We start from the raw sequence: 16,628 nt of genomic DNA on the forward strand, positions 1-16,628 counted from the left end.
AGGCCCTGATCCGAAGATCAGGGCCTTTTTTTGTCACGGCATCAACGCTCGGTTACAGGCCATTGGCAGCCTTGAACTCGCGACGACGACGGTGCAGAACCGGCTCGGTGTAGCCGTTCGGCTGTTTGGTGCCTTCAACCACCAGTTCGACCGCCGCCTGGAAGGCGATGTTGCTGTCGAAGTTCGGTGCCAGAGGACGGTACAGCGCGTCGTTGGCGTTCTGACGGTCAACCACCGGCGCCATGCGCTTGAGGCTTTCCATCACTTGCGCTTCGGTGACGATGCCATGACGCAACCAGTTGGCGATGTGCTGGCTGGAGATACGCAGCGTGGCACGGTCTTCCATCAGGCCGATGTCATTGATGTCCGGCACTTTCGAGCAACCAACACCCTGGTCGATCCAGCGCACCACGTAACCGAGAATGCCCTGGGCGTTGTTGTCCAGTTCGTTCTTGATCTGTTCCGCGGTCCACTGCGGGTTGACCGCCAGCGGGATGGTCAGGATGTCATCCACCGAGGCGCGTGCACGTTTGGCCAGTTCGGCCTGACGGGCGAACACGTCGACCTTGTGGTAGTGCAGCGCGTGCAGCGCAGCCGCCGTTGGCGATGGCACCCAAGCAGTGTTGGCGCCGGCCAATGGGTGAGCGATTTTCTGTTCAAGCATCGCCGCCATCAGGTCGGGCATCGCCCACATGCCTTTACCGATCTGTGCGCGACCTTGCAGGCCGGTGCTCAAACCGATATCGACGTTCCAGTTCTCGTAGGCACCGATCCACTTCTCGGCCTTCATGTCGGCCTTGCGCACCATCGGGCCGGCTTCCATGGAGGTGTGGATTTCATCGCCCGTACGGTCGAGGAAACCGGTGTTGATGAACACCACGCGCTCGCTGGCGGCCTTGATGCAGGCCTTGAGGTTGACCGTGGTGCGGCGCTCCTCGTCCATGATCCCGACTTTCAGGGTGTTGCGCGGCAAGCCGAGCACGTCTTCGATGCGACCGAACAGCTCGTTGGTGAACGCAGCTTCTTCCGGACCGTGCATCTTCGGTTTCACGATGTAGACCGAACCGGTGCGGCTGTTCTTGCGCGAGCTGTTGCCGTTGAGGCTGTGGATCGCCGCCAGGCAGGTCACCAGGCCGTCGAGAATGCCTTCCGGCACTTCGTTGCCGTCTTTATCGAGGATCGCGTCGATGGTCATCAGGTGACCGACGTTGCGCACGAACAACAGCGAACGACCGTGCAGGCTCAGTTCCTTGCCATCGACGCCGGTGTAGGTGCGGTCGGCGTTCATGGTACGGGTAAAGGTCTTGCCGCCTTTGGAGACTTCTTCCGACAGGTCGCCCTTCATCAGGCCGAGCCAGTTGCGGTAGATCACCACTTTGTCATCGGCATCGACGGCGGCGACGGAGTCTTCGCAGTCCATGATGGTGGTGAGTGCAGCTTCCATCAGGATGTCTTTGACGCCGGCAGCGTCGGTCTGGCCGACCGGGGTGCTGGCATCGACCTGGATTTCGAAATGCAGGCCGTTGTTTTTCAGCAGGATCGCGGTCGGTGCAGCGGCATCGCCGTGGAAACCGATCAGCTGAGCGTCGTTGCGCAGGCCGCTGTTGCTGCCGCCTTTGAGGGCGACCACCAGTTTGCCGCCGACGATCTTGTAGCCGATGGAGTCGACGTGCGAGCCGGCAGCCAATGGCGCCGCTTCGTCGAGGAAGGCGCGGGCGAAGGCGATCACCTTGTCGCCGCGAACCTTGTTGTAGCCTTTGCCTTTTTCCGCGCCGTCAGCTTCGCTGATGGCGTCGGTGCCGTAGAGCGCGTCATACAGCGAACCCCAGCGGGCGTTCGAAGCATTGAGCGCGAAACGCGCATTCATCACCGGCACCACGAGCTGCGGGCCGGCCATGCGGGCGATTTCGTCATCGACGTTTTGCGTCGTTGCCTGGAAATCGGCCGCTTCTGGCAGCAGATAACCGATGTCTTGCAAGAAGGCTTTATAAGCCACGGCGTCGTGCGCCTGACCGGCACGGGATTGGTGCCAGCCGTCGATACGAGCCTGGAAATCATCGCGTTTGGCGAGTAGGGCTTTGTTCTTCGGCGCCAGGTCGTGAATGACCTTGTCGGCACCGGCCCAGAATTTATCGGCGGTGAGGCCGGTTCCGGGAATGGCTTCGTTGTTCACGAAGTCGAACAGGACTTTGGCGACCTGCAGGCCACCGACTTGAACGTGTTCAGTCATTGCTTGCCTCACTCTGCTCAGCTATTTCGCTTTTCAGCTCTTCAAATTAACAATGAAGCCTCTGGCTATTTAAACCACAAACCCCTTCCACCAGTACATGCCATTTCGGGCGGCTGGGATGGAACCGATCAACGGCGTTGAGGCCTTGCTGATAGGGCTTTCAGGGCTGCGACCGCGCCTGTGGCAGACATCGATCCAACGTTATGTAGTGCGCGCTGCGGCATACTACATGATGAATTGCGGTTGTGAAAATTAGACTAATTACGTCGTTCTGCGACCCCGTGACGCATTGCAGTCACGTCGGGGATAGGGATGTTCTCAAAAAAGTATGAGATTGTTCCAGTTAAATATAAGAAGTTGTACACGATTTGTTTTTTGGCAGGTTCATCGGTGGTGATCCATTCGCGGGCAAGCCTCGCTCCTACAGGGATGGCGCAGGTCTTGTAGGAGTGAGGCTTGCCCGCGAAGGCGTCGGCCGATTCAGCGCAGCAACATCCCTTGCCTATACTTCTCTTTCTACAACAAAAGAGGGCTGCGCCATGGACCACCTCGTACTCACTGTTTTCGCACCGGACAAACCTGGGCAGGTCGAGCGCATCGCCCAGTGCATTGCCGAGCACGGCGGCAACTGGCTGGAAAGCCGCATGTCACGCATGGCCGGGCAGTTTGCCGGGATTCTTCGGGTGGGCGTGCCGGCCGAGGCCTACGACGAATTGGTCGATGCCTTACAGGCGTTGTCCGTCCATGGCATTCGCGTGCTGATCGCCGAAAGCGGCATCGAACAATCCTGCACCTGGAAACCGATTGCCATGGAACTGGTCGGCAATGATCGCCCCGGGATAGTGCGCGACATCACGCGTCTGTTGAGTGAGCAAGGGGTCAACCTGGAGCGGCTGGTGACGGAAGTGCGTCCGGCGCCTATGAGCAGCGAGCCGTTGTTCCACGCCGAAGCGATTCTTGCGGTGCCGCTGACCTTGTCGCTGGACGTGTTGCAGTCGCGCCTGGAAACCCTGGCGGACGATTTGATGGTGGAGTTGGTATTGCGCAGCGACCCCTGACAGGGTTATCCAAGTTATACGTGCACCTGCCTGTGGATAACCTGTAGAGACAGCCCGCCAGCCCACGCCGGCCGGGCTTCTTCAAGATCTGATCAAAAAACCATCAGTTTCAACAAGTTGCGCACAAACGCCGGGGATCACGCTGTGGATAACCTTGGGAAGGATCGATGCAGGCCACGAGAGGCGTGGCCTGCAGAGGTTTGTACGATTTTTGATCAGCTGCGGCGGCGCAGACTTATCCACGCATCGACGCTGTAAACCGCCAGGCCTGCCCAGATAAAGATGAAGGCAACCAGTGTGCTGGACGACAGATGCTCGCCAAACAGCAGCACGGCTTGCAACAGCACCAATGTCGGCGCCAGGTACTGGAGAAATCCGAGTGTCGTGTAGGGCAAATGCCGTGCGGCGGCGTTGAAACACACCAGCGGCACCAGCGTTACCGGACCGGCAGCGACCAGCCACCAGGCTTCGGACGTGGTCCAGAACTCGGGCTGGGCGCTGACAGCCGTCTGATTGAACAGCAGCCAAGCGATGGCAATCGGCACCAGCATCCAGGTTTCCACCACCAGGCCCGGTAGCGCCTTGACCGGCGCCTGCTTGCGGATCAATCCGTAGAAGCCGAACGTCAACGCCAGCACCAGCGACACCCACGGCAGACTACCGACTTGCCACACCTGTTGCGCGACGCCGACCGCCGCCAGTCCCACGGCAATCCACTGCATACGCCGCAACCGTTCGCCAAGGATCAACATCCCCAGCAACACGTTCACCAGCGGGTTGATGTAGTAACCGAGACTGGCCTCAAGCATGCGCCCGTTGTTTACCGACCAGACGTACGTCAGCCAGTTGGCCGCGATCAGCGTGCCGCTCAAGGCCAGGATCGCCAGCCGTTTCGGGTTGTCACGCAACTCGCGCCACCAGCCCGGATGCTTCCACACCATCAGCAGCAACGCGCCGAACAGTGCCGACCAGAGCACGCGATGGATGATGATCTCCACGGCGGGCACGTTGGCAATGGCCTTGAAGTAGAGCGGGAAAAGTCCCCAGATGATGTAGGCACTCAGGCCCAGGATGTACCCGCGACGGGGGTTGGCGGCTTGCATGCAGAATCCTTGCTTAGGCAGCTAACAAAGAGAGGATTGTATAGACATGTCAGATATTTTGTAGGAGCGAGGCTTGCCCGCGAAGAACGATGATGCGGTATATCAGCCAAACCGCGTCACCGTTCTTCGCGGACAAGCCTCGCTCCTACAAAGGGTTAGAACAGTTTCAGGGGTTCTTCGTTGAGGGCGGCGAGTTGCTCGCGCAACGCCAACACCTGATCACCCCAATACCGCTCCGTCCCGAACCACGGAAAACTGTGCGGGAACGCCGGGTCATCCCAGCGGCGTGCCAGCCACGCGCTGTAATGCATCAGGCGCAGCGCGCGCAGCGGTTCGATCAGCGCCAATTCCCGTGGGTCGAAATCATGAAACTCGTTGTAGCCGTCCATCAATTCCGACAACTGCCCCAGACATTCCTGACGGTCGCCGGCGAGCATCATCCAGATGTCCTGCACCGCCGGGCCCATGCGGCAGTCGTCCAGGTCGACGATATGGAACATCTCGTCGCGACACATCATGTTGCCGGGGTGGCAATCGCCGTGCATGCGGATGTTCTGGTGCGGCGTGGCGTTGTAGACCTCTTCCACACGCTTGAGCAGATCACGGGCGACAGATTCGTAGGCCGGCAGCAGGCTTTTGGGGATGAAGTTGCCTTCGAGCAAGGTTGTCAGCGAGGCATGACCGAAGTTCTTCACGCCCAGGGCTTCACGGTGTTCGAACGGTTTGGTCGCGCCGACGGCGTGCAGGCGACCGAGCAGTTGGCCCAGCCGATACAGCTGATCGAGATTGCCAGGCTCCGGTGCGCGGCCACCACGGCGGGGAAACAGGGTGAAACGGAAACCGTTGTGTTCGTGCAGGCTGGCACCGTTGTGAATCATTGGCGCCACCACCGGCACGTCGCACTCGGCGAGTTCGAAGGTGAACTGGTGTTCTTCGAGAATCGCTTCGTTGGTCCAGCGCTGCGGGCGGTAGAACTTGGCGATCAGCGGCTCGGAGTCTTCGATGCCGACCTGATAGACACGGTTCTCGTAGCTGTTGAGCGCCAGAACGCGCGCGTCGCTGAGAAAGCCGATGCTTTCGACGGCATCGAGCACGAGGTCTGGGGTGAGGGTTGCAAACGGGTGGGCCATGCTGACTCCTGCGCGCAGCAGGCTGCCGCGTCCGGCCAAGCATGGTAGCGCAGACGGGCTGTCTTTAGTGGTTGGGGTTGAGATGAGTGTTGTCAGGGCTGACGTCTTCGCGGGAAATCGCCATCACCGAGGACCGTGGCTTGCCGTTCGGCAGGTGCTCAGGGAACGTCGAGCCACCGTTTTCCCCCGGATGCTGAATCCCGACAAACAGCGTCTTCTGGTCCGGAGAGAAGCTGATCCCCGTCACCTCGCAACCCACCGGCCCGACCATGAAGCGGCGGATCTCACCGGTCACCGGGTCGGCACAGAGCATCTGGTTGTTGCCCATGCCGGCAAAATCACCGGCGTTGCTAGAATCGCCATCGGTCAGGATCCACAACCGCCCGGCCTTGTCGAAACCCAGGCCGTCCGGGCTGTTGAACATGTTCTGCGGCGTGATGTTCGACGAACCGCCCTTCGGCGTGCCGGCGTGGACACCCGGGTTGCCGGCGACCACAAACAGATCCCAGGCAAAGCTTTTCGAGCCGTGATCATCACGGTCGGTGCGCCAGCGCAGAATCTGCCCGTAGACGTTCTTCTCGCGCGGGTTCGGCCCGCCCACCGGCTGACCGTCTTCACCGCGCTTGGCGTTGTTGGTCAGCGTGCAATAGACCTGGCCGTCCTTGGGGCTGACGACGATCCATTCCGGACGGTCCATGCGCGTGGCTTTCACCACCGTGGCGGCGAGGCGTGCATGAATCAGCACTTCGGCCTGATCGGCAAAACCGCTGCTGGCGTCGATGCCGTTTTTGCCGTGGGTCAGCTCGATCCACTCGCCCTGGCCTTTCGGGTGATCGGCATTGCCGTCGCCCGCGTCGAAACGCGCCACGTACAAGGTGCCGTGGTCCAGCAGGTCGCGGTTGGCTTTCGGGTTCTTGTGGTTGATCTTGTCGCGGCTGACGAACTTGTAGATGAGCTCGCCGCGTTCGTCGTCGCCCATGTACACCACGGCGTGGCCGTCATGGGTTTCGGCCAGGGCCGCGTTTTCATGTTTGAAGCGGCCCAGCGCGGTGCGCTTGACCGGTGTCGATGTCGGATCGAACGGGTCGATTTCCACCACCCAGCCATGACGGTTGAGTTCGTTGGGGTTCTTCGCCAGGTCGAAGCGCTCGTCGTGTTGATGCCAGTTGATCTCTTTACTGGTCGCCACCGCACCGTAGCGTTTTTGCGCAGCGTCGAATTTCTGCTCGGCATTGCTGCTACCGAAGCAGTCGGTGAAGTTCTCTTCACAGGTCAGGTAGGTGCCCCACGGCGTCTTGCCGTTGGCGCAGTTCTGGAAGGTGCCGAGCACGTTCTTGCCGTGCGGGTCGGCGCTGGTTTTCACCAGCGCGTGGCCGGCGGCCGGGCCGCTGAGGCTGATCGGTGCGTTGCCGTGAATGCGCCGGTTGTAGCGCGAGCCCTGAACGAATTGCCATTGGCCGTTCTTGCGCTGCACCTCGATCACCGACACGCCTTCGCAGGCCAGCGCCTTGCGCACTTCTTCGGCCGATTGCGGCATGCCGCCGTGCGGGTAGAGGTAGCGGTAGTTGGTGTATTCGTTGTTGATCGCCATCAGCGCCCGGTCTTTCTCACCCGGAAATTCGAACAGGCTCATGCCGTCGTTGTTGTCGCCGAACTGGACTTCCTGTTGCTCGGCGCTGCCGTTGCCGCTTGGATCAAATGCCGGACCGTTCTTTTGCAGCGGCTGGCCCCAGCTGATCAGCACCGAAGACTTGTAGCCCGGTGGCAGGGTGATTGCGTCGCTGGTGGCGGCGGGAATGCTGTCAAAACCCAACAGTTTGCTGGTGCCTGCGCTGACACTGGCCGCGAGCACGCTGCGGCTCAGCAGGTTGCCGCCGAGGAACATCGCGGCACCGCACAGGGCGCCCGCGCTGATGAAACCACGACGGCTGAGGCCGACCATTTGCTCGAGGTCGGTGGATTGGTTGTCTTCTAATAGGCTCACATCAGGCTCCCTGCTGGTTTTTGCAGTCACCTTAAAGCGCGTTAATGACGCTTGTGTTTCAGAGCGGTGTACCGAGCAGCACATTGGAGGGGGAAAATTGCACCCGCAGCGCTTTGCCGGTGTCCAGGCCGTGGGTTCGCAAGTGCAGCGGTTCGGCCAGCGCGCACAGCGTCTGGCCATTGGGCAGGCCGATGCGCACTTCACTCGGGCCGTCTTCGGCGTCGAGGATTTCCTCAAGGGTGCCGGTCAGGCAATTGTGTCCGGGCGTTGCCTCGTCATCGATACCCAGCAGGTCGAGCCAACCGGCCTTGATCAGGGCGACGACTTCGGTGCCGGTTTGCAGCTCCAGGCGCAGGGTGCTGTCGTGAGTGATCTGCGCCACGAGGATCAAGCCTTCAGCCAGTTCCAGGCGGATCAGGTCGTTGCGTCCCTGAGCTTCGATTTCCACGACCTTGCCGTGCAATTGATTGCGCGCGCTGGTTCTGAGCATCAGACGGCCGAGCAGGTTGAGGTCGCTGGCGTCTTCGGCGGCTTCCAACACCTGCGCCTGCAACGTTTGCAGCTTTTGATACAGGCGCAAAACGCGCTCGCCTTCGCTGGACAGCTTGGCGCCACCGCCGCCCTTGCCGCCGACGCTGCGCTCCACCAGCGGTTTCTGCGCGAGGTTGTTCAGCTCGTCGATGGCATCCCATGCAGCTTTGTAGCTCAGGCCCGCGCTTTTCGCGGCGCGAGTGATCGAGCCCTGTTCGGCGATGTGTTGCAGCAAGGCGATGCGCTGCGGGCGACGGACGATGTGCTGGGACAACAACGTAGGCAAGGACATGGCGAGACGCTTTGGCGGGTGATGATGGTGAGGACGTTGGCGGCTTGGGGCGCGGGAGTCAAGTCAGCCACGATTCCTGTGGGAGCGAGCCTGCTCGCGATGGCGGTGTATCAGTCACATCAATGTTGACTGTAATGCCCTCATCGCGAGCAGGCTCGCTCCCACAGATTTTGTGTCCTTGAATCAAATCTCGTTGCCGGGTTTTGGCGTGCGGGCCAGGCAGTAGACGTCGACTCGCGCGGCACCGGCGTCCATTAACAGACGAGCCAATGCCTGGGCCGTGGCGCCGGTGGTCAGTACGTCGTCAACCAGCGCCAGGTGACGGCCCTTGATCAGTGCTCCGGGCATCAGCGCGAAGGCGTGACGCAGGTTCTTCCTGCGCGCATCGGCCTTCAGCTCCTGTTGCGCGCTGGTGTCCTGAATCCGTTTGAGCAGCTGTTCGTCACAGGGGATATCCAGGCTGGCGCTCAACCAGCGGGCCAGCATCGCGGCCTGGTTGAAGCCCCGTTGGCGCAGACGTTTAGCGGCGAGCGGAACGGGGACCAACGCATCTGGCCGTTCCAGCCCTTCATCGAAGCGATGTTGCAGGTATTGAGCAAGAAGTTCGGCGAGCAGGCGACCATACGGCCACTTCGCGCTGTGCTTGAATCGGGTGATCAGACTGTCGACCGGAAAACCATAGGTCCACGGGGCAATGACTTGCTCGAAAGGCGGCGGTTGCTGCAAGCACTGGCCGCACGTCAGGCCCGCCGCAGGTAATGGCAGGGCGCAGGTCTGGCAGTGATCGCCGAGCCAGGGCAGCTCGGTTTCGCAGGCCATGCAGATCGGCGTGGCTTCTTCGGCCGTCTCGTCGCAGAGCAAACAGGACTGGTTGTTTTTTGACCAGATGTAAACCGGTCCTTCGTATCGTGGTTGACAGCGCATCGCTCTTCCTTAAATATGCCGAACATCCGTGTCGCGTCTGTGGGTATTCCGTCCCCCGACCGCTTGCCCAGCATAAAACAAAGGAAACGCCCATGAGCGCCAGCACCTCTGCAACCCTGCGTCATGACTGGTCTTTGGCCGAAGTCAAAGCACTCTTCGTTCAGCCATTCAATGACCTGCTGTTTCAGGCGCAGACCGTGCACCGCGCGCATTTCGACGCCAACCGCGTCCAGGTTTCCACGCTGCTCTCGATCAAGACCGGCGCCTGCCCGGAAGATTGCAAATATTGTCCGCAGTCCGGTCACTACAACACCGGCCTGGAAAAAGAAAAACTGATGGAAGTGCAGAAGGTCCTCGAAGAGGCCGCTCGCGCCAAAGCCATCGGTTCGACCCGTTTCTGCATGGGCGCGGCGTGGAAACACCCGTCGGCCAAAGACATGCCCTACGTGCTGAAGATGGTCGAAGGCGTGAAGGCCATGGGCCTGGAAACCTGCATGACCCTCGGTCGTCTGGACCAGGAGCAGACCGAAGCGCTGGCCAAGGCCGGCCTCGATTACTACAACCACAACCTCGACACTTCGCCGGATTTCTACACCAGCATTATCACCACCCGCACCTACAGCGAGCGCCTGCAAACCCTGGCCTACGTGCGTGATTCGGGGATGAAGATCTGCTCCGGCGGCATCCTCGGCATGGGCGAGTCCCTCGATGACCGCGCCAACCTGCTGATCCAGTTGGCCAACCTGCCGGAGCATCCGGAATCGGTGCCGATCAACATGCTGGTGAAAGTCGCCGGTACGCCACTGGAAAACGCCGAAGACATCGACCCGTTCGACTTCATCCGCATGCTCGCCGTGGCGCGCATCCTGATGCCGAAGTCCCACGTGCGCCTGTCCGCCGGCCGTGAAGCGATGAACGAGCAGATGCAGGCCCTGGCGTTCTTTGCCGGCGCGAACTCGATTTTCTACGGCGACAAATTGCTGACCACCGCCAACCCGCAGGCCGACAAGGACATGCAACTGTTCTCGCGCCTTGGCATCCTGCCGGAAGCGCGCGAAGAGCACGCCGACGAAGTGCATCAGGCCGCCATCGAGCAGGCGCTGGTGGAGCAGAAGAGCAGCGAGCAGTTCTACAACGCCGCCGTCTAACCAACGCGAAACCCTGTAGGAGCGAGGCTTGCCCGCGAAAGAGTCACTGCGGTCGCTCAGTCAGGCCGCGGCGTTCCCTTCGCGGGCAAGCCTCGCTCCTACAGGTTATGTATGTTTTCCTTACTTGCGAGGCCTGCATGTCTTTCGATCTCGCCGCACGCCTTGCTGCCCGTCGTGCCGAAAATCTCTATCGCCAACGCCCCTTGCTCGAAAGCCCTCAGGGCCCGGAAGTGATGGTCGATGGCCAGCCGTTGCTGGCGTTCTGTAACAACGATTACCTGGGCCTGGCCAATCATCCGCAAGTGATCGAGGCCTGGCGCGCCGGGGCTTCTCGATGGGGCGTCGGCGGCGGCGCTTCGCATTTGGTCATCGGCCACAGCACGCCACATCACGAGCTGGAAGAAGCGCTGGCTGACTTGACCGGCCGCCCGCGCGCGTTGCTGTTCACCACCGGCTACATGGCCAACCTCGGTGCGGTCACTGCGTTGGTCGGGCAGGGCGATACGGTGCTCGAAGACCGCCTCAATCACGCCTCGTTGCTCGATGCCGGTTTGTTGTCCGGCGCGCGTTTCAATCGTTATCTGCACAACGATGCAGCGAGCCTGGCCAATCGTCTCGAGAAAGCCACCGGCAATACGCTGGTGGTCACCGACGGTGTGTTCAGCATGGACGGCGATATCGCCGACCTGCCAGCGCTGGCCCGAGAAGCCAAGGCCAAAGGTGCGTGGCTGATGGTCGATGACGCGCACGGTTTTGGTCCGCTGGGTGCCAACGGTGGCGGGATCGTCGAGCATTTCGGCCTGAGCCAGGAAGACGTGCCCGTGCTGGTCGGCACCCTCGGCAAGGCGTTCGGGACGGCGGGCGCGTTCGTCGCCGGCAGCGAAGAGCTGATCGAGAGTCTGATCCAGTTCGCCCGTCCCTACATTTACACCACCAGCCAACCGCCGGCCCTGGCCTGCGCGACGCTGAAAAGCCTGGAGTTGCTGCGCAGCGAACACTGGCGGCGTGAACATCTGAAAACGCTGATCCGTCAGTTCCGCCACGGCGCCGAGCAGATCGGCCTGGAGTTGATGGACAGCTTCACGCCCATTCAACCGATCATGATCGGCGACGCCGGGCGTGCGGTGCGACTGTCGCAGATGATGCGCGAACGCGGCTTGATGGTCACGGCGATTCGTCCGCCGACCGTGCCCGCCGGCAGCGCCCGTCTGCGGGTAACCCTGACCGCCGCGCACAGCGAGGCGCAGGTGCAGCTATTGTTAAATGGACTGGCCGATTGTTTTCAACAACTGGGACCGGAGCCAAGCCATGCGTAATCGCCTGATTCTGCTGCCCGGCTGGGGTCTCGGGATTTCTCCGCTGGAACCCTTGGCGGCTGCGTTGCAGGGGCTGGACGAACACCTGCGCGTCGAGATTGAGCCGTTGCCGGATTTGGAATCCAGCGACCTTGAAGAATGGCTCGACGAACTCGACTCGGCCGTACCTCAGGATGCCTGGCTTGGCGGCTGGTCCCTCGGCGGCATGCTTGCCTCCGAGTTGGCGGCGCGACGCGGTGATCGTTGCTGCGGCTTGCTGACCCTGGCGAGCAATCCTTCTTTTGTTGCCCATGAACAGTGGCCGAGCGCGATGCCCGGCGAGACGTTTGATGCGTTTCTGGCAGGCTGCAATGCCGATCCGCGCATGACCTTGAAACGCTTTTCGCTGCTGTGCGCGCAAGGCGCCGAAGACCCGCGCGGGCTGTCGCGGCTGCTGCTCGGTGGTGCGCCAAACGCCTCTGCTGCGGTGTTGATGAGCGGCCTGGAGTTGCTGGCACAACTGGATACCCGCCAGGCGTTGCAGGCCTTTCGCGGTCCGCAGTTGCACCTGTTCGCCGGCCTTGACGGACTGGTTCCGGCCGAAGCGGCGGGGGACTTGCTGGCGTTGCTGCCGGATGTCGAAATCGGTCTGATTGAACAGGCCAGCCACGCGTTTCTTCTGGAAGACCCTCACGGTGTGGCGGGGGCGATCCAGGCCTTTTTGCATGAGTCCGGTGATGACTGATTTATCCCTTCCCAGCCTGCCCGGCGGCCTGCCGGACAAACGCCAGGTGGCGGCGTCCTTTTCCCGCGCGGCGGCCAGCTACGACAGCGTCGCCGAATTGCAGCGTGACGTCGGCAGCCAGTTGTTGAGCCGTTTGCCGGAAGATTTCGTGCCTGGTCGCTGGCTGGACCTGGGCTGTGGCACCGGGCATTTCAGTCGTGTGCTGGGTGAGCGTTTTCCTGGCGGTCACGGCGTGGCGCTGGACATCGCCGAAGGCATGCTCAATCACGCGCTCCCATTGGGCGGGGCCACGCACTTCATCGCCGGGGATGCGGAGCGGTTGCCATTGCAGGATTCGACCTGTGATTTGATTTTCTCCAGCCTGGCGGTGCAATGGTGCGCGGACTTCGCGTCGGTGCTCAGTGAGGCCCATCGCGTGCTGAAACCCGGAGGAATGTTTGCGTTTGCTAGTCTGTGCGTGGGCACACTGTTTGAGCTGCGAGACAGTTGGCGTCAGGTGGATGGCATGGTGCACGTCAACCGCTTCCGCGAGTTCGGGGTTTATCAACACCTGTGTGCGGCCAGCGGTTTGAAGGTCGCGAGTCTGCAAACTCGTCCTCACGTGCTGCATTACCCGGATGTGCGCAGCCTGACCCATGAACTCAAAGCGCTGGGCGCGCACAATCTGAACCCCGGTCGGCCGGGTGGTTTGACCGGCAGGGCGCGGATCCTCGGCCTGGTCGAGGCGTATGAGCAGTTTCGTCAGGCCCAAGGCCTGCCGGCGACTTATCAAGTGGTGTACGCCGTTTTGGAGAAACCCTTATGAGCGCAGCGTATTTCATCACCGGCACTGACACCGATGTCGGCAAGACCACCGTGGCTGCGGGTTTGCTGCATGCCGCGCGATTGGCCGGCCTGAGTACGGCGGCGGGAAAACCGGTGGCCTCCGGTTGCGACGTGACGCCCAAGGGCTTGCGCAACGCCGATGCGTTGGCGCTGCTGGCGGAATGTTCGGTGCCGCTGACGTATGCACAGGTCAACCCGGTGGCCTTCGAACCGGCCATCGCTCCGCATCTGGCAGCACGCGAGGCCGGCGTCGCGTTGACGGTGCAATCGTTGCTGACGCCAATGCAGCAGATTCTGGAGATCCAGGCAGATTTCACCCTGATCGAAGGCGCTGGCGGCTGGCGCGTGCCGCTGGCGGATCAGGACAACCTGTCGGACCTGGCCATGGCGCTGGGTTTGCCGGTGATTCTGGTGGTCGGCGTACGGCTGGGCTGCATCAACCATGCGCTGCTGACGGCCGAGGCGATTGCCCGTGACGGTTTGCAATTGGCGGGTTGGGTGGCCAACATCATCGATGCCAAGACCGCGCGCCTTGAAGAAAACCTGGCCACGTTGGCCGAGCGGATCCCGGCGCCGTGTCTGGGGCGCGTGCCGAAACTCAAGGTGGTGACGGCAGAGGCGGTGGCGGAACACCTTCAGCTGGATTTGCTGGACTGAGGTTTCAAGCACTGGTTTTACCTATGACAAGGCACTGTGCCATTAGTGTTTTTGTCGGGCCTTTTGCAGGCGGGTCTGGTTCAATGGCCGCTGTTGACCCTTTGTAGGACGAGTTCTCCCATGGAAATCTCAGGAAGTACCGCTTTTTATGCTGGTCTGAGCACTATTCAGACGGGGCAGAACCGTGTCGATCAAGCCTCCGGCCAGATTGCCAACAATTCGGTCGAGCGTTCGGTGACCAGTCAGTCCTCCGATGCTCAGGTCAATCGCCTGCGCTCGGTTGATCGCAGCCAGCAGTCGGACCTCGCCAGCAACATGGTCGAGATGGCTCAGGGCAAGTTTCAGGTCGAGGCCGGTGTCAAAGTTGCCAAAGCTTCCGATGAAATGCTCGGTACGCTGATCGACACATTCGCTTGATCATCTGCTGAAACCGCTCTGCCAACGCCGCGACCCTTCGCGGCGTTTTTGTGTGTAAGTCCTTCTCCCCCAACTAAACTTTTCTGCAGGACGTGTTGCTCAGTCAACGGCGTTGCGTTGTCGCGTGTGCAGCTTTGCGCGGGGAGTGAAGACGAACGGCAAAAGATCGGCGCTTGACAAGATTTGGGCGTAAACGTATGTTTCAAACAACTGTTTGACCGTCACAACAAATCAACGCGGTCGTTCATTCCCGGTTACATCAGCAGAGGTTTATCGCTATGCCTGACTACAAGGCCCCCTTGCGTGATATTCGCTTCGTTCGTGACGAACTGCTCGGCTACGAAGCGCACTATCAGAGCCTTCCGGCTTGCTCGGACGCAACTCCGGACATGGTTGACGCCATTCTCGAAGAAGGCGCCAAGTTTTGTGAGCAGGTACTGGCTCCGCTGAACCGCGTGGGTGACACCGAAGGCTGCACCTGGAGCGAGTCCGGCGTTAAAACCCCGACCGGTTTCAAAGAAGCCTACAAGCAATTCGTTGAAGGCGGCTGGCCAAGCCTGGCCCACGACGTAGAGCACGGCGGCCAGGGCCTGCCGGAGTCTCTGGGTCTGGCAGTCAGCGAAATGGTTGGCGAAGCCAACTGGTCGTGGGGCATGTACCCGGGCCTGTCGCACGGCGCGATGAACACCATTTCCGAGCACGGCACGCCTGAGCAGCAACACGCCTACCTGACCAAACTGGTCTCCGGCGAATGGACCGGCACCATGTGCCTGACCGAACCGCACTGCGGCACCGACCTGGGCATGCTGCGCACCAAGGCCGAACCTCAGGCCGACGGTTCCTACAAAGTCTCCGGCACCAAGATCTTCATCTCGGCCGGTGAACACGACATGGCCGACAACATCGTCCACATCGTGCTGGCTCGCCTGCCGGATGCACCGGCTGGCACCAAAGGCATCTCGCTGTTCATCGTTCCGAAATTCATGCCGAACGAAGACGGTTCGATCGGTGCGCGCAACGCCGTGTCCTGTGGTTCCCTGGAACACAAAATGGGCATCCACGGCAACGCCACCTGCGTGATGAACTTCGACGCGGCCACCGGTTTCCTGATCGGCCCGGCGAACAAAGGTCTGAACTGCATGTTCACCTTCATGAACACAGCACGTCTGGGCACCGCGCTGCAAGGCCTGGCCCACGCCGAAATCGGTTTCCAGGGCGGCCTGAAATACGCTCGCGATCGTCTGCAAATGCGCTCCCTGACTGGCCCGAAAGCGCCGGAAAAAGCCGCCGACCCGATCATCGTGCACCCTGACGTTCGTCGCATGCTGTTGACCATGAAAGCGTTCGCCGAAGGCAACCGCGCAATGGTTTACTTCACCGCCAAGCAAGTCGACATCGTCAAGTACGGCGTGGACGAAGAAGAGAAGAAGAAAGCCGACGCACTGCTGGCGTTCATGACGCCAATCGCCAAAGCCTTCATGACCGAAGTCGGTTTCGAATCCGCCAACCACGGCGTGCAAATCTACGGCGGCCACGGCTTCATCGCCGAGTGGGGCATGGAGCAGAACGTTCGCGACAGCCGCATTTCGATGCTGTACGAAGGCACCACCGGCATCCAGGCACTCGACCTGCTGGGCCGCAAAGTGTTGATGACTCAAGGCGAGGCCCTGAAAGGCTTCACCAAGATCGTCCACAAGTTCTGCCAGACCAACGAAGGCAACGAAGCCGTTCAGGAATTCGTCGCACCGCTGGCTGCAATCAACAAAGAATGGGGCGAGCTGACCATGAAGGTCGGTATGGCAGCCATGAAAGACCGCGAAGAAGTCGGCGCGGCTTCCGTGGACTACCTGATGTACTCCGGTTACGCCTGCCTGGCCTACTTCTGGGCTGACATGGCACGTCTGGCGGCCGAGAAACTGGCAGCCGGCACCACCGAAACGGCGTTCTACACCGCCAAGCTGCAGACTGCGCGCTTCTACTTCCAGCGCATCCTGCCGCGTACCCGCACTCACGTTGCAACCATGCTGTCGGGCGCCAACAACCTGATGGACATGAAAGAAGAAGACTTCGCACTGGGCTACTAAGCCTTAACGCAGCCTTCTGAAAAAACCGCTGCTCCTTTGGGAGTGGCGGTTTTTTTTCAACTCGACTTTGGTGAAAAAAACCACGGTCGGGGGCAGTTCTCCCGTCTTTTGTAACGACCTTTGATGGGGGAGCGGTGAATTGCTGGTTGGCCGGATAGTAGTCAGTAATGCGGCGTCAAAAAAACCTTAGCAAATCACTCAGAAA

14 protein-coding genes are annotated in these 16,628 nt (G+C 60.9%); 8 read left to right on the forward strand and 6 right to left on the reverse strand.

The window, feature by feature from the left end; genetic code table 11:
* Positions 1–52: 52 nt before the first annotated feature.
* On the reverse strand, positions 53–2,230 hold the full coding sequence (locus tag IB246_RS07580) for a malate synthase G (RefSeq protein ID WP_008045142.1): 2,178 nt from the start codon (positions 2,228–2,230) through the stop codon (positions 53–55).
* A gap of 539 nt (positions 2,231–2,769) precedes the next feature.
* Between IB246_RS07580 and IB246_RS07585 the strand changes: the two genes are divergently transcribed.
* The gene (locus IB246_RS07585) at positions 2,770–3,288 is read left to right on the forward strand and encodes a glycine cleavage system protein R (RefSeq protein ID WP_008045141.1); all 519 of its coding nucleotides are present in this window, start codon (positions 2,770–2,772) and stop codon (positions 3,286–3,288) included.
* Between the two features lie 215 nt (positions 3,289–3,503).
* Here IB246_RS07585 and rarD read toward each other — a convergent pair whose 3' ends face one another.
* From rarD to IB246_RS07610, 5 genes are all read right to left on the reverse strand, one after another.
* Positions 3,504–4,391, reverse strand: coding sequence for an EamA family transporter RarD (gene rarD, locus IB246_RS07590; protein ID WP_008045140.1), 888 nt, complete (start codon positions 4,389–4,391; stop codon positions 3,504–3,506).
* A 155-nt stretch (positions 4,392–4,546) separates the two neighbouring features.
* Positions 4,547–5,521 (reverse strand): serine/threonine protein kinase, encoded by a 975-nt coding sequence (locus IB246_RS07595; RefSeq protein WP_008045139.1) that lies wholly within the window; start codon positions 5,519–5,521, stop codon positions 4,547–4,549.
* A gap of 64 nt (positions 5,522–5,585) precedes the next feature.
* The gene (locus tag IB246_RS07600) at positions 5,586–7,505 is read right to left on the reverse strand and encodes a PhoX family protein (protein WP_192230005.1); all 1,920 of its coding nucleotides are present in this window, start codon (positions 7,503–7,505) and stop codon (positions 5,586–5,588) included.
* Positions 7,506–7,563: 58 nt separating this feature from the next.
* Positions 7,564–8,328 carry a TOBE domain-containing protein gene (locus IB246_RS07605; RefSeq protein WP_008035895.1) on the reverse strand — a complete coding sequence of 255 codons (765 nt, stop codon included), beginning with the start codon at positions 8,326–8,328 and terminating at the stop codon, positions 7,564–7,566.
* 183 nt (positions 8,329–8,511) lie between these two features.
* Positions 8,512–9,252: a ComF family protein gene (locus IB246_RS07610; RefSeq protein ID WP_008035896.1), complete on the reverse strand. Its 741-nt coding sequence runs from the start codon at positions 9,250–9,252 to the stop codon at positions 8,512–8,514.
* Between the two features lie 92 nt (positions 9,253–9,344).
* Between IB246_RS07610 and bioB the strand changes: the two genes are divergently transcribed.
* From bioB to IB246_RS07645, 7 genes are all read left to right on the forward strand, one after another.
* Complete coding sequence (gene bioB, locus IB246_RS07615; protein ID WP_008024223.1) at positions 9,345–10,400, forward strand: biotin synthase BioB; 1,056 nt, start codon at positions 9,345–9,347, stop codon at positions 10,398–10,400.
* Positions 10,401–10,537: 137 nt separating this feature from the next.
* Positions 10,538–11,716, forward strand: a complete 1,179-nt coding sequence (gene bioF, locus IB246_RS07620; protein ID WP_008035899.1) for an 8-amino-7-oxononanoate synthase — start codon at positions 10,538–10,540, stop codon at positions 11,714–11,716.
* The gene (locus IB246_RS07625) at positions 11,709–12,440 is read left to right on the forward strand and encodes an alpha/beta fold hydrolase (protein WP_008035901.1); all 732 of its coding nucleotides are present in this window, start codon (positions 11,709–11,711) and stop codon (positions 12,438–12,440) included. The genes bioF and IB246_RS07625 overlap by 8 nt, the downstream gene beginning before the upstream one ends.
* The gene (gene bioC / locus IB246_RS07630; RefSeq protein ID WP_008035904.1) at positions 12,433–13,245 is read left to right on the forward strand and encodes a malonyl-ACP O-methyltransferase BioC; all 813 of its coding nucleotides are present in this window, start codon (positions 12,433–12,435) and stop codon (positions 13,243–13,245) included. The genes IB246_RS07625 and bioC overlap by 8 nt, the downstream gene beginning before the upstream one ends.
* Positions 13,242–13,922, forward strand: a complete 681-nt coding sequence (bioD, locus tag IB246_RS07635; protein ID WP_008035906.1) for a dethiobiotin synthase — start codon at positions 13,242–13,244, stop codon at positions 13,920–13,922. Before bioC ends, bioD begins: the two co-directional genes overlap by 4 nt.
* 120 nt (positions 13,923–14,042) lie before the next feature.
* Positions 14,043–14,339, forward strand: a complete 297-nt coding sequence (locus tag IB246_RS07640) for a hypothetical protein (RefSeq protein ID WP_008024213.1) — start codon at positions 14,043–14,045, stop codon at positions 14,337–14,339.
* 278 nt (positions 14,340–14,617) lie between these two features.
* Positions 14,618–16,423, forward strand: coding sequence for a phenylacyl-CoA dehydrogenase (locus tag IB246_RS07645; RefSeq protein ID WP_008024212.1), 1,806 nt, complete (start codon positions 14,618–14,620; stop codon positions 16,421–16,423).
* Positions 16,424–16,628: the final 205 nt, after the last annotated feature.

Source organism: Pseudomonas sp. PDM01 (genome assembly GCF_014852325.1).
Classification (GTDB): domain Bacteria; phylum Pseudomonadota; class Gammaproteobacteria; order Pseudomonadales; family Pseudomonadaceae; genus Aquipseudomonas; species Aquipseudomonas migulae.